The sequence below is a fragment of the Albidovulum denitrificans genome, from assembly GCF_002973535.1.
GTDB lineage: Bacteria > Pseudomonadota > Alphaproteobacteria > Rhodobacterales > Rhodobacteraceae > Albidovulum > Albidovulum denitrificans.
Window position 1 is genome coordinate 91,829 of the sequence record NZ_PVEP01000001.1, and the last position, 15,247, is coordinate 107,075.

Sequence of the window (15,247 nt, forward strand, 5' to 3'; positions counted from 1 at the left end):
GGAAACGCGGGCAGATGGATCGGCACGGGGACCTCTCCGCCCCCGGCACCGTCCGGTCAGGTTAGGGATTCCGGTGCGATGTGCAAGTGCGGGGATGCAAGTGTGGGGCGACACATCGTCATGCCATTCAACTGCGCCCCGGACATTGGCATCTTGCATCGGCGCCCCGAGGGTCGACTGTCACGCCCTGACCACAAAGCGGCCATCGGGGTCCGGCGCGGCGAGTGGCGGGTTTGAGGCCTTCGCAGTCATTCCCCCTTGCCCGGAACCAAGGCGCGTCCCGCGCCGCCGGGCATCGCCCGACCGCCCCACCGGGCGGGCGATACGGCACCGTCTTGCCCCGAACAGCCGTTGGATGTGGGCCTCACCATAAAGCGCTGCCGAACAACCCGCCCTACGCCCACCCGCGGCCGGGCGATGCCCGCCTTCCAACCGTCGGCAATACCCCCTCAGGGCAGGCGAATCTCGATCAGCCCCGCCCCCCCGGCGGCCTCGGCCCGCGCCAGCGCCCCGGCCAGATCGCCGGTACCCTCGATTGCCTCTGCCGCCATCCCGTAGGCCCGCGCCACCGCGACGAAATCGGGGGCAGAGGGGGTGACGCCCACCGGCGTGATGCCCTGATCGACCATATAGCCTTCGATCTCCCCATAACCCCGGTTGTTCCAGACGACGAAGATCACCCGCGCGGCTTCGTCCATGGCCGAGCCGATTTCCGACAGGCAGAACTGAAACCCGCCATCGCCAACAAGGCAGACCACCGGGCGCCCCTCGGGATCGGCCAGCGCCGCGCCGATGGCGGCAGGCGGCCCGTATCCCAGCGCGCCGAACCCGGTCGCGGCGTTGAACCATGCGCCGGGGCGGGGAATCTCGGCGTAAAGGTTCCCGGCATAGATGAGTTGGGTGGAATCGCCGACGATGGCGGCATCGGGAAGCGTCGCGGTGATGGTCCGCAGCACCTCAACCTCGCCCTGCATCTTCGCGCCAAGGCCCTGATAGGCCGCCTCGCGCGCCGCCTTTGCACGCTCAGCCCCGCCATCGGGCAGACGCGCCGGGCCGATCCGCCTGTACAGCGCCGCCAGCGCGCAGGCCGCATCGCCCACGATCACCGCCTCGGCCACCGCCCCGCGCGTGGCCTGCAAGGGACCGGCGTCGATGCGGACCAGCCGCGTCATCGCCGGGAATTCGCCATCCACATACATGTCGTAATCCGTCGGCCCGATCTGCGTGCCGACCGCGATCACCGCATCCGCCGCCCCGATCAATGCGCGCACCGCCCCAAGGCTGGGCGAGGCCGGAACCTCAAGCGGATGGCCCGCCATCAACCCGCGCCCGTTCGTGGTGGTCACCACCGGCGCGTCGAGATGGGCGGCCAGCGCGCGCAGCTCCGCATCCGCCCCCTTCGCACCACCCCCGGCCAGGATCACCGGCTGGCGCGCGGCGGCGATCAGCGCGGCCGCCCCGGTCAGCGCCTCCTCCGCTGGGACCGGCAGGCCGGGCAGTGGGGCGATCCGGTCGGGTGCCTCGATCCGTTCGGACATCACGTCGATGGGGATCTCGATATGCACCGGCCCCGGACGGCCCGTCAGCATGGCGGCATAGGCGCGGTCGAGGACGGCGGGCAGGTCGGCGCCGTTCAGAAGCGTATGGGTGTAAAGCGCGACGGTCCGCATCATCCCCGCCTGATCGGGCAGTTCGTGCAGATGCCCCCCCTCATGCCCCAGCGTCGCGCGCCGGTTCACGCCGGAAATGACCAGCATCGGCACCGAATCCGCGCGCGCCTGCGCCATGGCGGTGATCGCGTTGGTCAGGCCCGGCCCGGTGATGAGGAAACAGACCCCCGGCTTGCCCGAGACCCGCGCATAGCCATCGGCCATGAACCCTGCCGATTGTTCATGCCTTGGCGTGACATGGCGGATACCGGACGCGGCAAGGCCCCGGTAAAGCTCCACCGTATGCACGCCGGGAATGCCAAAGACGGTATCGACACCGCGCGCCTGCAAGAGATCGACAAGAACCTCGCCAACCGTTTTCATTCCACACCCTCCCTGATGCCCTGCTTTGCCGCGAACCGCGCGATGCGGGCGCAGGCCTCCGCCAATATCCCGTCCGGCACCGTCAGGCTGAGGCGGATGAACCCCTCCGCCTGCGCCCCGAAGGACGATCCCGGCATGGTGGCGACGTCCTCGGTTTCCAGCAACCGCTTGGCGAAGGCGTCCCCCGACAGCCCCGTCGCCCGCACGTCGATCAGCAGGAACATCCCCGCCTCGGGCGACAGCGGCTTCAACCGGGTTCCCTCCAGCGCCTTGCAGACCAGCGCCGCGCGCTGGGCATAGGCGGCGCGCATCGTCGCGGCGGTGGGGATATCGTGGGTCAGCGCATGGGCGGTCATGTCGGCGATGAAGGGCTGGCCACCGAAGAGCATGATCTCTGACACCGGCAGCACCTTTGCGCAGAACGCCACCGGCCCCACGGCCCAGCCCGACCGGAACCCCGGCGCCGCGTGGGATTTGGAGATCGACGAACAGACGACGGTCCTCTCGGCCAGATCGGCCCGGTCGAAGGGCGAGGCGAAGCTGCCCCGAAGGATCAGGTCCTCATACACCTCATCCGCCACGATCCACAGATCATGCTTGCGGCAGACCGCGCCGATTTCGTCAATCTCGTCGGCGCTCAGCACCGCGCCGGTGGGGTTGTGCGGCGTGTTCAGCAGCAGCACCTTCGTCGCCGGCGTGATCGCGGCCTCAAGATCCGCCGCTTGCAGGTGGAAACGGTGCCGGTCCCATGTCGGCACCGGCACGACCGTGGCCCCGGTTGCGCGCACGACGCCTTCATAGGTCGCGTAATAGGGATCGGGGATCAGGACCGCATCGCCGCCCTCGACCAGCCCCGCCATCACCGTGTAAAGCGCGGTCTGCGTGCCGGGGAAACAAAGGACCTGATCGGTGGTGATGGTCCGCCCCGTCCGGCGGCTGTATTTCGCGGCGATCGCGTCCAGCAGCGCCTCTTCCCCCTGACCGTTGGAATAGCGCGTCCGCCCGGCGCGCATCGCCTCGGTGCAGATGTCCAGCAGGGCGGGGTCGGGGGGGATATCCGGTTCCCCGATGGTCAGTTCGATGACGTCATGGCCCGCCGCCTTCCTGCGGCGCCCGGCGAAATGGACCTCCCACTTGCCAGAGCCAAGCCCCGCGAGGCGGTCGGTGATCGAGGCGAAAGTCATGCGTCTGTCTCCGGTTCGGTCAGGGTCAGTCCAAGGATGCGGCCGCCCGCGTCCAGCGCGAGGCGGGCGAGCGTGTCACCGTCAAAGAGGTCGGGCGCAAGGCAGCCCTCCAGCCACAGCCCGTCGATCAGCGCCGCGATCTGGCGAGCGTGGTCGGGAACGGCGGCGGTCGCGCGCCCTTCGGTCAGGAAGACCCGCGCGATCATCGGCTCCAGCAGCCCGCAAAAGCGCAGGTAGCCCGCCTTGTGGATCGCCGCCATCTCCGGGTCGGTCCGCACCGGCCCGATAAAGCCCGCCCAGGCCGACAGCTTGCGCCCGTCAAGGACCGGCGGGCGGCAGTTCGCGGCGATGAACCGGGCGAGCCGGTCGGCCGGGGGAACGTCCCCGGCGGCGTCCTCCGCCGTGCCGGTCATGTCGTCCATCAACGCCCGGTAGGCCGCCTGCACCAGCGCCTCCTTGCTGTCGAAATGATGCCGGATCAACCCGTTCGACACACCCGCCCGCGCCGCCACCTCACGCACCGTCGCCGCCGCCACGCCGCCATCTGCGACGCAGTCGATGGTCGCCCGGATCAGATCGGCGCGCCGCTCCTCCTCGGGCGCGCGCCGCCAGGCGCGGTCGGTATCGGGGGCGGAATCGGGCAAGGTCTCCTCCGGGTTGTGGGGTTATTATGCGGGTGCATAATTGTGGGCGCAAGGGGTCATCGGCAGTCCCCTGCCGTTTCGGTCGCAGCGGCCGCCAGGGCCAATCTTTGACTTCCAAAGCGCTTGCAGAAATGATAGCGGAAACATGAAGCGCGCCGGACAGCCGCTGCCCGCCTGTTACCGGGGCAGTCGGGATACGCACGATCCGGCCCCGGACGGAGCCATGACGTGAAAGACATATCCGCCCAACGGCCCGGCAAGGAGGCGTTTCGCGCCGATATCCTGCGCCATCTGACCTATACGCTTGGCAAGGATGCGGGCCATGCCTCGGATTACGACTGGCGCATGGCGCTGTCGTTTGCGATCCGCGACCGGATCGTGGGGCCGTGGTTCGCCTCCACCCGCCGCACCTGGGCCGAAAACCGCAAGCGGGTCTATTACCTGTCGATGGAATTCCTGATCGGCCGCATCCTTGAGGATGCCGCGATCAACCTCGGCCTGCGCGATCTTGCCGCCGAGGTGCTGGCCGATCTGGGGCAGGACTTCGCGACGCTGGCGGGGGAGGAGCCGGACGCGGCGCTGGGCAATGGCGGGCTGGGCCGTCTTGCCGCCTGCTACATGGAAAGCATGGCGACGGTGGGCTGCCCGTCCTACGGCTATGGCATCCGCTACGAACACGGGCTGTTCCGCCAGCGTTTCGAAGGCGGGCAACAGGTGGAGACGGCGGAGGACTGGCTGAAGACCCGCAACCCGTGGGAATTCGAACGGCCCGAAAGCGCCTATACGATCGGCTTCAAGGGTGAGGTCGCGGAAAAGGACGGCCGTGCGCTCTGGACGCCGGACGAAACCGTGATCGCCTCGGCCTATGACACGCCGGTGGTGGGCTGGCAGGGGCGTTGGGCCAATACGCTGCGGCTGTGGAGCGCGAAACCCACGCAGGCCTTCGATCTTGAGCGCTTCAACCGGGGCGACTACGCCGCGGCGGCAGAGCCGGAGACGCTGGCCCGCACCATCAGCCGGGTGCTTTACCCCGAGGATACGACCTATCAGGGCAAGGAACTGCGCCTGAAGCAGGAATTCTTCCTGACCTCCGCCGCGATCCAGGACATTCTGCGCCGCTATCTGGAAACGCATACCGACCTGACGGCGCTGCCGACCCATGTCGCGATCCAGATGAACGACACCCACCCGGCGCTGGCCGGGCCGGAACTGATCCGGCTTCTGACCGACGCCCACGGGATCGGGTTCGAAGAGGCGTTCGACATCGCGCAGGCCTGCCTTGGCTATACCAACCACACCCTTCTGCCCGAGGCGCTGGAACGCTGGTCCACCTGGCTGGTCGGCAACATCCTGCCGCGCCACATGCAGATCATCGAACGCATCGACAGCCTGCACCGCCGCCGCTTCCCCAACCGCCCCCATTACGTCGGCATCGTGAAGCATCATGAGGTGCGGATGGGCGAACTGGCCTTCATCTCCGCCCACCGGGTCAACGGCGTCTCCGCTCTGCATACCGAACTGGTCAAGGAACGGCTGTTCCCCGAACTGAACAAGCTCCACCCCGGCCGGATCGTGAATGAGACGAACGGCGTCACCCCGCGCCGCTGGCTGCGCATGGCGAACCCGGCGCTGTCGGGGCTGATCACCGAAACGATCGGGGAGGGGTGGGAAGATCACCTCGACCGGCTGACGGGGCTTGAGCCGCATGTGGAGGACAAGGGCTTTCGCGATGCCTTCGCCGGCGCCAAGCGCGCCAACAAGGTGGCGACGGCCAACTGGATCGCCCGGACAACCGGCATCAGCGTCAGCCCGGACGCGCTTTTCGACGTGCAGGTCAAGCGCCTGCACGAATACAAGCGCCAGTTGCTCAACATCCTCCAGACCGTCGCGCAATGGCATTTCATCCGTGAAAACCCGAACCTGCCGCATGTGCCGCGGGTGAAGATCTTCGGCGGCAAGGCCGCGCCCGGCTATGTCGTGGCCAAGGAAATCATTCACCTCATCAATGACGTGGCCGCCGTCATCAACAACGACCCCAGGACGGGCGACCTGCTGAAGGTGGTCTATCCAGCGAATTACAACGTCTCGATGGCCGAACACCTGATCCCGGCCGCCGACCTGTCGGAACAGATCTCCACCGCCGGGAAAGAGGCGTCGGGCACCGGCAATATGAAACTGTCGCTGAACGGCGCGCTGACCATCGGGACGCTGGACGGCGCCAATGTGGAGATCCGCGAAAAGGTCGGGGCGGAAAACTTCTTCCTCTTCGGCCTGACGGCGGATGAGGTTGAGGAACGGCGCAAGGACGTCGAACACGCCCGCCACGCGATCCTCGCGAACCAGCCCTTGCAGGATGTCCTTCAGATGATCGCCGAGGGCCGTTTCAGCCCCGGCCAGCGCGACCGTTATCACGGCATCGTCGACCGGATGTGGCATCACGACTATTTCCTCGTCGCCTCGGACTTCGGCGCCTACCATGCCGAACAGGGTGAGGTGGACCGCAGCTATCGCGAGGCGGACGACTGGACGCGGAAGGCCGCGCTGAACACCGCGCGGATGGGCTTTTTCTCATCCGACCGGGCGATCCGTGGTTACATGGAAGACATCTGGGGCGTCGACTCGGCTCTGTAGAGAGGAGAGGCTATGGCGAAGCGGACCAAGGCAGGGCTGGCGGATGCCGATGCGCGGGCGCTGGCCGAGGGGCGGCATGGCGACCCTTTCGCGGTGCTGGGTCCGCAGGGTGACGCCCTGCGCGTGATCCTGCCGCAGGTGGCGCGGCTCTGGCTGATGCAGGGCCGGGCAAAGCCGGTCGAGATGGCCCGCCACCCGGCGGCGGGTGAGGTCTTCGAAGCGCCCCTGAAGGCGGACAAACCCTATACGCTCAGGGCCAAGGCCGAGGATGGCACCGTCTGGGACTTTGACGATCCCTATCGGTTCGGCCCCGTTCTGGGCGAGATGGACGAATACCTGATCGGCGAGGGCAATCACCGCCGGTTGTGGACGAAGCTTGGCGCGCATCCGATGACGCATGAGGGGGCCGGGGGCGTGCATTTCGCCGTCTGGGCGCCGAATGCCGAACGGGTGTCGGTGGTCGGCGATTTCAACGCCTGGGATGGCCGCCGCCACCCGATGCGGCGGCGCGGCGCGACGGGGGTGTGGGAGATTTTCCTGCCCGGCGTGACCGAAGGCGCGGTCTACAAGTATGAGATACGCGGGCCGGGCGGTGCCGTCGGCCCGTTGAAAGCGGACCCGGTCGGCTTTGGATCGGAACACCCGCCGCGCACCGGATCGGTCGTGCGGCAGGCGGGCGGGCAGGGCTGGACCGATGGCGACTGGATGGCGACCCGCGCGCAGACCCATGCCACCGACGCGCCGATTTCGATCTACGAGGTCCATCTGGGAAGCTGGCGGCGGAGCGAGGGCGGCCAGCGCCCGCTCTCCTACCGCGAACTGGCGGTGGAGCTTGTCGAATACGCGCTCTGGATGGGGTTTACCCATATCGAATTGCTCCCCGTCTCGGAATTCCCCTTCGACGGGTCCTGGGGCTATCAGCCGGTCGGCATGTATGCGCCCACGATCCGTTTCGGCACACCAGAGGAATTCGCGGGCCTGATCGACGCGGCCCATGCCAAGGGCTTGGGCGTTCTCTTCGACTGGGTGCCGGGGCATTTCCCGACCGACCCGCACGGTCTTGGCCGCTTTGACGGCACCGCGCTTTACGAACATGCCGACCCGAAGGAAGGCTTCCACATCGACTGGAACACGCTGATCTACAATTACGGGCGGGCCGAGGTGTCGAACTACCTGATGGCCAATGCGCTTTACTGGCTTGAGGAATACCACCTCGACGGGCTGCGGGTGGATGCCGTGGCCTCGATGCTTTACCGCGACTATTCGCGCAAGGAAGGCGAGTGGGTGCCGAACATCCATGGCGGGCGCGAGAACCTTGAAGCGATCGCCTTCCTGCAAAAGGTCAATACGATCAGCTACGGCGAATGCCCCGGCATCATGACGGTGGCGGAGGAATCCACCTCCTTCCCCGGCGTGTCGCGGCCCGTCGATACCGGCGGGCTGGGGTTCGGCTACAAGTGGAACATGGGCTGGATGAACGACACGCTGACCTATATCCAGAAGGAACCCGTCCACCGCAAATACCACCACAACCAGATGACATTCGGCCTGGCTTATGCCTGGTCGGAAAACTTCATCCTGCCGATCAGCCATGACGAGGTGGTGCATGGCAAAGGCTCCATGCTGGGCAAGATGCCGGGCGACGCCTGGGAGAAGTTCGCCAACCTGCGCGCCTATTACGGGTTCATGTGGGCGCATCCGGGGAAAAAGCTTCTCTTCATGGGGCAGGAATTCGCGCAAGGGGCGGAGTGGAACCATAATCAGAGCCTTGACTGGCATCAGGCGGACGATCCCGCGCATCGGGGCGTGCAAACCCTGATCCGCGACCTGAACCTGCTTTACCGGCTGAATCCGGCGCTGCATGTCCGCGACGCCAGCCCCGAAGGCTTTGAGTGGCTTGAGGTGGACGACGCCGAAAATTCCGTCTTCGCCTTCATCCGCAAGGGCGCGCCGGACGACCCGATGATCGTCATCGCCGCGAATTTCACGCCCGTTGAGCGGCACGGCTACCGTGTCGGCTTTCCCGCGCCGGGGGTGTGGGAAGAGATCATGAATACCGATGCCTCGGTCTATGGCGGCGGCAACCGGGGCAACCTCGGCGCCGTCCTGACCGAACCGAAGGAATGGCACAGCCAGGCGCAGTCGGCATCCGTCGTGCTGCCGCCCCTGTCCGTGGTGATGTTCCGCCAGCCCTGACTGGCGCCGAGTGGGGGGAAAGGAATGCAGCCAAGACCGAACCAGCGCCTGTCATCGCAGGCCATGGCCTTTGTCCTTGCCGGGGGGCGCGGCTCGCGCCTGAAGGAACTGACCGACAAGCGCGCCAAACCGGCCGTCTATTTCGGCGGCAAGACGCGGATCATCGACTTCGCGCTGTCGAACGCGCTGAATTCCGGCATCCGCAAGATGGCCATCGCGACCCAGTACAAGGCGCATAGCCTCATCCGCCACATGCAGCGCGGCTGGGGCTTTTTCCGGGCCGAACGGAACGAATACCTCGACATCCTGCCCGCCTCGCAGCGCGTCGATGAAACGAAATGGTATCTCGGCACCGCCGATGCGGTGACGCAGAACATCGACATCGTCGACAGCTATGACGTGAAGTATGTGATCATCCTTGCCGGGGACCACATCTACAAGATGGATTACGAGATCATGCTGCGCCAGCATGCCGAGAGCGGCGCGGACGTGACCATCGGCTGCCTGACGGTGCCGCGCAAGGAGGCAAGCGCCTTCGGCGTCATGGACATCGACGCGACGGGCCGCGTCACCGCCTTTCTTGAAAAGCCGAAGGACCCGCCGGGGATGCCGGGCGATCCCGATAGCACGCTGGCCTCCATGGGGATCTATGTCTTCGACTGGGCCTTCCTGCGCGATCTGCTGATCCGCGATGCGGAGGATGCCAATTCCAGCCATGATTTCGGCCATGACCTGATCCCCGACATCGTCAGGAACGGCAAGGCCATGGCGCATCGCTTTTCCGAAAGCTGCGTGCGTTCGGGGCTTGAGGAAGAACCCTACTGGCGCGATGTCGGCACCATCGACGCCTTCTGGCAGGCCAATATCGACCTGACCGACTTCATCCCCAAGCTCGACCTTTACGACAACACCTGGCCGATCTGGACCTATGCGGAGATCGTCCCGCCCGCGAAGTTCATCCATGATGAGGACGGGCGGCGCGGCTCGGCCATATCCTCGCTCGTCTCGGGCGATTGCATCGTCTCGGGGTCCGAGGTGCGCAATTCGCTCCTGTTCACCGGGGTCCGGGCGCATTCCTGGTCCGCGCTCGAATATGCCGTCGTTCTGCCTTATGTGCAGGTCAACAGGAAGGCGGAGTTGAAAAACTGCGTCATCGACCGCGGCGTCATCATCCCCGAGGGGCTGGTGGTCGGCGAAGACCCGGCCGAGGACGCGAAGTGGTTCCGCCGGACGGAAGGCGGCGTGGTCCTTATCACGCAAGAGATGCTTGACCGGCGCGCGGCGGCGCTGGGCTAGGAGGGACGGACATGGCAGGCGCTGCGCGGGTTCTTTCGGTCGCGTCCGAGGCGGTGCCGCTGGTCAAGACCGGCGGGCTGGCCGATGTCGCGGGCGCCTTGCCCGCCGCGCTGGCCGGGCAGGGCTGGGACATGCGCGTGCTGCTGCCCGCCTATCGCGGTCTGGCCGACCGGCTGACGGGGCCGCAGACGATCTGGCGCGACGCGGACCTGTTCGGCGGCAAGGCGCGGGTGCTGAAGGGGACGCTCGGCGGGGTGATGTTCCTGCTGCTTGACGCCGCGCACCTTTTCGACCGCGCGGGCGGGCCATATTCCGACGCTGGCCGGGATCACCCCGACAATGCCGAACGCTTCGCGGCGCTCTCCTGGGCCGCGGCAGAGCTGGCGCGGGGGCAGGGGACGGATGGCTGGTCGCCCGCGATCCTGCATGCCCATGACTGGCAGGCGGGCCTTGCGCCCGCCTATCTGCGCTATGGGCCGGAGGTGCCGGTCAGGACGGTGATGACGGTCCATAACATCGCCTTTCAGGGCATCGCACCGGCCGACAAGCTGGCCGGTCTGCGCCTGCCGGGGTGGACCTACAGCGCCGACCGGGTGGAATATTTCGGCAACATCTCCACCCTCAAGGCGGGGCTGGTGACGGCGGACGCGATCACCACCGTGTCGCCCACCTATGCCGAAGAGCTGAGGCGCCCGGATTACGGGCTGGGCCTTGAAGGGGTGATCGCGTCCCGCGCCCGCGACCTGCACGGCATCCTGAACGGGGTGGACCTTGCGGTCTGGTCGCCGGAACGCGATCCGGCGATCATCCCATATTCCGCCAAGTCCCTGAAGGGAAAGGCGGAAAACCGCGCAGCACTGGCGGCGGAATTCGGTCTGAGCCCCGCCGACGGGCCGCTTGCCATCGTCGTCAGCCGCCTGACCGACCAGAAGGGGATCGACCTGCTGGCCGAGGTTCTGCCCGAGTTCATTTCGGCGGGCGGCAGCCTTGCCGTCCTTGGCGCGGGCGACCCGGCGCTTGAAGCCGCGATGCGGCAGGCGGCGGAGCGTTGGCCCGGCCGCGTCGGCGTTCGCATCGGCTATGATGAGGCGCTGGCGCACCGGATGTTCGGCGGCGGCGACGCGGTCTTGGTACCCTCGCGGTTCGAGCCCTGCGGGCTGACGCAGATGTACGGGCTGCGCTACGGCACGATCCCCGTGGTGGCGGCGACGGGGGGCCTGAACGACACCGTGATCGGCGCCACGCCCGCCAGCCTGTCGGCCAGGGCCGCGACCGGCGTCAGTTTCCATCCCGTCGACAAAACCGCCTTCGCGGGCGCATTACGTCAGGTTTCGCGGCTCTATGCCGACCGCTCCGGCTGGACCTCTTTGATGAAGCGCGCGATGAAGGCAGAGGTGGGATGGGAGGCGCCCGCCGCCCGCTATGCCGACCTTTACCGGAGCCTTCTGCCGTGAACGCAACCCGCCCGATGACGGCGCCCGACCGCCTCGCCCATCGCCGTATGCGCGCCGGGCGCGCCTGGCCCCTGGGCGCGACATTCGACGGGGCGGGGGTGAATTTCGCCGTCTTCTCGGCCAATGCGACAAAGATCGAGGTCTGCCTTTTCTCCGACGACGGCCGCAAGGAGCTTGCCCGCCTCGCCCTGCCTGAACGGGATGGCGACATCTGGCATGGCCATATCGAAGGGCTGATGCCCGGCGCGCGCTATGGTCTGCGCGCCCATGGGCCGTATGACCCCGCCAACGGCTACCGCTTCAACGCCAACAAGCTGCTTCTTGACCCCTATGCCCGCCAGATCGTCGGCCAGATCAAATGGTCCGACGCGCTGATGGGCTACCGTGTCGGCCACCCGGCGGCCGATCTGTCCTTCGACAGCCGCGACAGCGCCTTTGCCATGCCGCGCTGCGTTGTGGCCGATACCAGCTTCGACTGGGGCGGGGACCAGCCGCCCGAGGTGCCGGGCCGCGACAGCCTGATCTACGAGGCGCATGTGAAGGGGCTGACGGCACTGCACCCCGCCGTCGAACCCGGCCTGCGCGGCACCTTCATGGGGCTAAGCGCGGACCCCGTGATCGACCACCTTCTGAAGCTTGGCGTCACGGCGGTGGAACTGCTGCCGGTGCAGGCCTTCGTTGATGATCGTTTCCTTCAGGCGCGGGGCCTGCGCAACTACTGGGGTTACCAGACCATCGGCTTTTTCGCACCACAGCCGCGCTACATGCGTCAGGGCGCGATATGGGAGTTTCAGGCCATGGTGCGCCGCCTGCACCGGGCGGGGATCGAGGTCATCCTTGACGTGGTCTACAACCACTCCGGCGAGGGCGATGAATTTGGCCCGACGCTCAGCTTCCGGGGCCTCGACAACCGAAGCTATTACCGGCTGCCCCAGGACGCGCGGCACTATGTCAACGACACCGGCACCGGCAATACGCTGAACCTCGCCCATCCGATGGTGCTGCGGATGGTGATGGATTCGCTTCGCTATTGGGTGGAGGTGATGCATGTCGATGGCTTCCGCTTTGACCTTGCCAGCACGCTGACGCGGGGCGAAGGCGGGTTCGACCCCGGCAGCGCCTTCCTCGACACGATCCGGCAGGACCCGGTCCTGTCCCGCGTCAAGCTGATCGCGGAACCCTGGGACGTGGGCCTTGGCGGCTACCGGCTGGGCAGCTTTCCGCATCCGTTCCACGAATGGAACGACCTTTTCCGCGACGGGGTGCGAAAATTCTGGCGCGGGGACAAGGGGTTGGCGCCCGATCTTGCCAAACGCCTGCTGGGATCGGCCGAAAAGTTCGACCAGCAGGGCCGCCTTGCGACCACCTCGGTCAACTACGTCACCAGCCATGACGGCTTCACGCTGGCCGACCTCGTCTCCTACCTCGGCAAGCACAATGAGGCGAATGGCGAGGGCAATCGCGACGGGCATAACGACAACCACTCCGACAATTTCGGGGTGGAGGGGCCGACGCCGGATCCCGCCATCAACGCCGCCCGCGACCTGCGCCGCCGCAACCTTCTGGCGACGCTCTTTCTGTCGCAGGGCATGCCGATGCTTCTGGCGGGGGATGAGATCGGCAACAGCCAGGCGGGCAACAACAATGCCTATGCGCAGGACAACGAAACCGCCTGGATCGACTGGCCCGGCGCCGACGCGGCGATGCTGCGCTTCGTGCGCCGCCTCACGGCCCTGCGGCGCGCCAACCCCGTGCTGTCGCAGCGCCGCTTCCTGCACGGCCAGCAGCGTGACAGCGATCACCGCCCCGATCTGGAATGGCGCCGCCCGGACGGCGCCACGCCAGCGGCGGCGGACTGGAACAGCCCCGATTTTCAGGCCCTTGGCGTCGTGATCCGCGAAAATGCAGAAGGCCCGGACCTTGCGGGCGAAGGCACGGTCTTTGCCGTCTTCAACGCAGGCGCGGCGGGCAGCGTCACCCTGCCCGAGGGCGCATGGCTTTGCGCTCTGGACACCACGCGGCCCGAAGCCGCCGCGCATGAGGTGGGCGAAACCGCCCCCATGCCCGCGCAATCGGTTCTGGTCTTTACCCGCCCGACCCCGTCCGGCGGCGCCTGAAAGGAGTATCCCGGCAATGTCGAACAGAAGGTCCACCACGCCCATCGCGGGGCAGAAGCCCGGCACATCGGGCCTGCGCAAGAAAACCCGCGTCTTTGCCGAGCCGGGCTATCTGGAGAACTTCGTCCAGTCGATCTTCGACGCGATCGGCGGCGGCGCGGGCAAGACCTTTGTCCTTGGCGGCGACGGGCGCTATTTCGCGGACCGCGCGGCGCAGGTGATCTTGAAGATGGCGGCCGCCAACGGGGCCGCGCGGGTGATCGTCGGACAGGGCGCGGTCCTCTCAACTCCGGCCGCCAGCCATCTGATAAGGCTGAACAAAACCGATGGCGGTTTCATCATGTCGGCGAGCCACAACCCCGGCGGGCCGGAAGAGGATTTCGGGCTGAAGTTCAACGCCGCCAATGGCGGTCCGGCACCCGAAGCGCTGACGGCGGCGATGTACGACGCCTCGACCCGGATCGCCGAATACCGGATCGTCGAGGCCGCGGATGTGGACCTGTCCACCACCGCAGAGCGGGATCTGGCAGGGATGCGGGTGACGGTGGTCGACCCGGTTGCGGATTATGCCGCCCTTATGGAAACGCTTTTCGATTTCAATGCCCTGCGGGCGCTTTTTAAGGGCGGCTTCCGCATGCGCTTTGACGCGATGAATGCCGTGACCGGTCCCTATGCGCGCGAGATTCTGGAAAACCGGCTGGGGGCGGCGAAAGGGACCGTGGTCCACGCGACGCCCTTGCCGGATTTCGGCGGCATGCACCCGGACCCGAACCCGGTCTGGGCGCATGAGCTGATGGAGGAGATGTTCGGCGACACTGCGCCCGATTTCGGCGCCGCCTCGGACGGGGATGGCGACCGGAACATGGTCGTCGGGCGCGGCATCTATGTCTCCCCCTCCGACAGCCTTGCGGTGCTGGCGGCGAATGCCCATCTGGCGCCGGGCTACAAGGCCGGGCTGAAAGGCATCGCCCGGTCGATGCCGACCTCGGCCGCCGCCGACCGGGTGGCCGAAAAGCTGGGCGTCGCGGCCTATGAGACGCCGACCGGCTGGAAGTTCTTTGGCAACCTGCTGGACGCCGGGCGGGCGACGATCTGCGGTGAGGAAAGTTTCGGCACCGGATCGGACCATGTGCGCGAGAAGGACGGGCTTTGGGCCGTGCTGCTTTGGTTGAACATCCTCGCCGAACGCAAGGAAACCGTTCAGGAAATCCTGAACGCCCATTGGCGGGAATTCGGCCGGAACTATTACAGCCGCCATGATTACGAGGCGCTGCCGGTCGATGTGGCCGAACGGATCATGGCCGGGCTGCGCGACCGGTTGATGGCGCTGCCCGGTCGGGTGGTGCAGGGCATGACCGTCGCTGCGGCGGATGACTTTGCCTATGACGACCCGGTCGATGGATCGGTCTCAACCGGGCAGGGGCTGCGGGTCGGGTTCACCGATGGCTCCCGCCTCGTGCTGCGACTGTCCGGCACCGGGACCGAGGGCGCGACGCTGCGGCTTTATCTGGAGCGCTATGCGGCCGGGACGGAGGGTCTGGACGAAGATGTGCAGGCGGCGCTGGCGCCCGTGATCGCGGCGGCGGAGGAACTGGCGCAGATCCGCGGCATTTCGGGGCGCGACGGGCCGGACGTGCTCACCTGAGGCGAGGCCGGGGGGCGCTGCCCCCCGGACCCCCCGGAGTATTTCAG

At 67.0% G+C, this 15,247-nt stretch carries 9 protein-coding genes; 6 read left to right on the plus strand and 3 right to left on the minus strand.

Going from position 1 to position 15,247, the window contains the following annotated elements; genetic code table 11:
- Window positions 1–449 precede the first annotated feature (449 nt).
- From LX70_RS00470 to LX70_RS00480, 3 genes are read right to left on the minus strand one after another with little or no spacing between them, the layout of a single operon-like run.
- A complete protein-coding gene (locus LX70_RS00470; protein WP_105512586.1) occupies window positions 450–2,033 on the minus strand; it encodes a 5-guanidino-2-oxopentanoate decarboxylase in 1,584 nt (527 codons plus the stop codon).
- The gene (locus LX70_RS00475) at window positions 2,030–3,217 is read right to left on the minus strand and encodes a pyridoxal phosphate-dependent aminotransferase (protein ID WP_105512587.1); all 1,188 of its coding nucleotides are present in this window, start codon (window positions 3,215–3,217) and stop codon (window positions 2,030–2,032) included. Before LX70_RS00475 ends, LX70_RS00470 begins: the two co-directional genes overlap by 4 nt.
- Window positions 3,214–3,861, minus strand: a complete 648-nt coding sequence (locus tag LX70_RS00480; RefSeq protein ID WP_105512588.1) for a TetR/AcrR family transcriptional regulator — start codon at window positions 3,859–3,861, stop codon at window positions 3,214–3,216. Before LX70_RS00480 ends, LX70_RS00475 begins: the two co-directional genes overlap by 4 nt.
- A gap of 228 nt (window positions 3,862–4,089) precedes the next feature.
- On the opposite strand from LX70_RS00480, the gene LX70_RS00485 reads away from it, so the two are divergent.
- The 6 genes from LX70_RS00485 to LX70_RS00510 are packed head-to-tail and all read left to right on the plus strand — an operon-like array spanning window position 4,090 to window position 15,200.
- A complete protein-coding gene (locus LX70_RS00485; protein ID WP_245884883.1) occupies window positions 4,090–6,492 on the plus strand; it encodes a glycogen/starch/alpha-glucan phosphorylase in 2,403 nt (800 codons plus the stop codon).
- A 12-nt stretch (window positions 6,493–6,504) separates the two neighbouring features.
- Entirely contained in the window at window positions 6,505–8,688 is a 2,184-nt protein-coding gene (glgB, locus tag LX70_RS00490; RefSeq protein ID WP_105512589.1) for a 1,4-alpha-glucan branching protein GlgB, read from the plus strand.
- A 24-nt stretch (window positions 8,689–8,712) separates the two neighbouring features.
- Window positions 8,713–9,984, plus strand: a complete 1,272-nt coding sequence (glgC, locus tag LX70_RS00495) for a glucose-1-phosphate adenylyltransferase (protein ID WP_105512590.1) — start codon at window positions 8,713–8,715, stop codon at window positions 9,982–9,984.
- 11 nt (window positions 9,985–9,995) lie between these two features.
- Window positions 9,996–11,438, plus strand: coding sequence for a glycogen synthase GlgA (gene glgA / locus LX70_RS00500; protein WP_105512591.1), 1,443 nt, complete (start codon window positions 9,996–9,998; stop codon window positions 11,436–11,438).
- A gap of 14 nt (window positions 11,439–11,452) precedes the next feature.
- Window positions 11,453–13,555: a glycogen debranching protein GlgX gene (gene glgX / locus LX70_RS00505; protein WP_105512592.1), complete on the plus strand. Its 2,103-nt coding sequence runs from the start codon at window positions 11,453–11,455 to the stop codon at window positions 13,553–13,555.
- Between the two features lie 16 nt (window positions 13,556–13,571).
- Window positions 13,572–15,200, plus strand: a complete 1,629-nt coding sequence (locus LX70_RS00510) for an alpha-D-glucose phosphate-specific phosphoglucomutase (protein WP_105512593.1) — start codon at window positions 13,572–13,574, stop codon at window positions 15,198–15,200.
- Window positions 15,201–15,247: the final 47 nt, after the last annotated feature.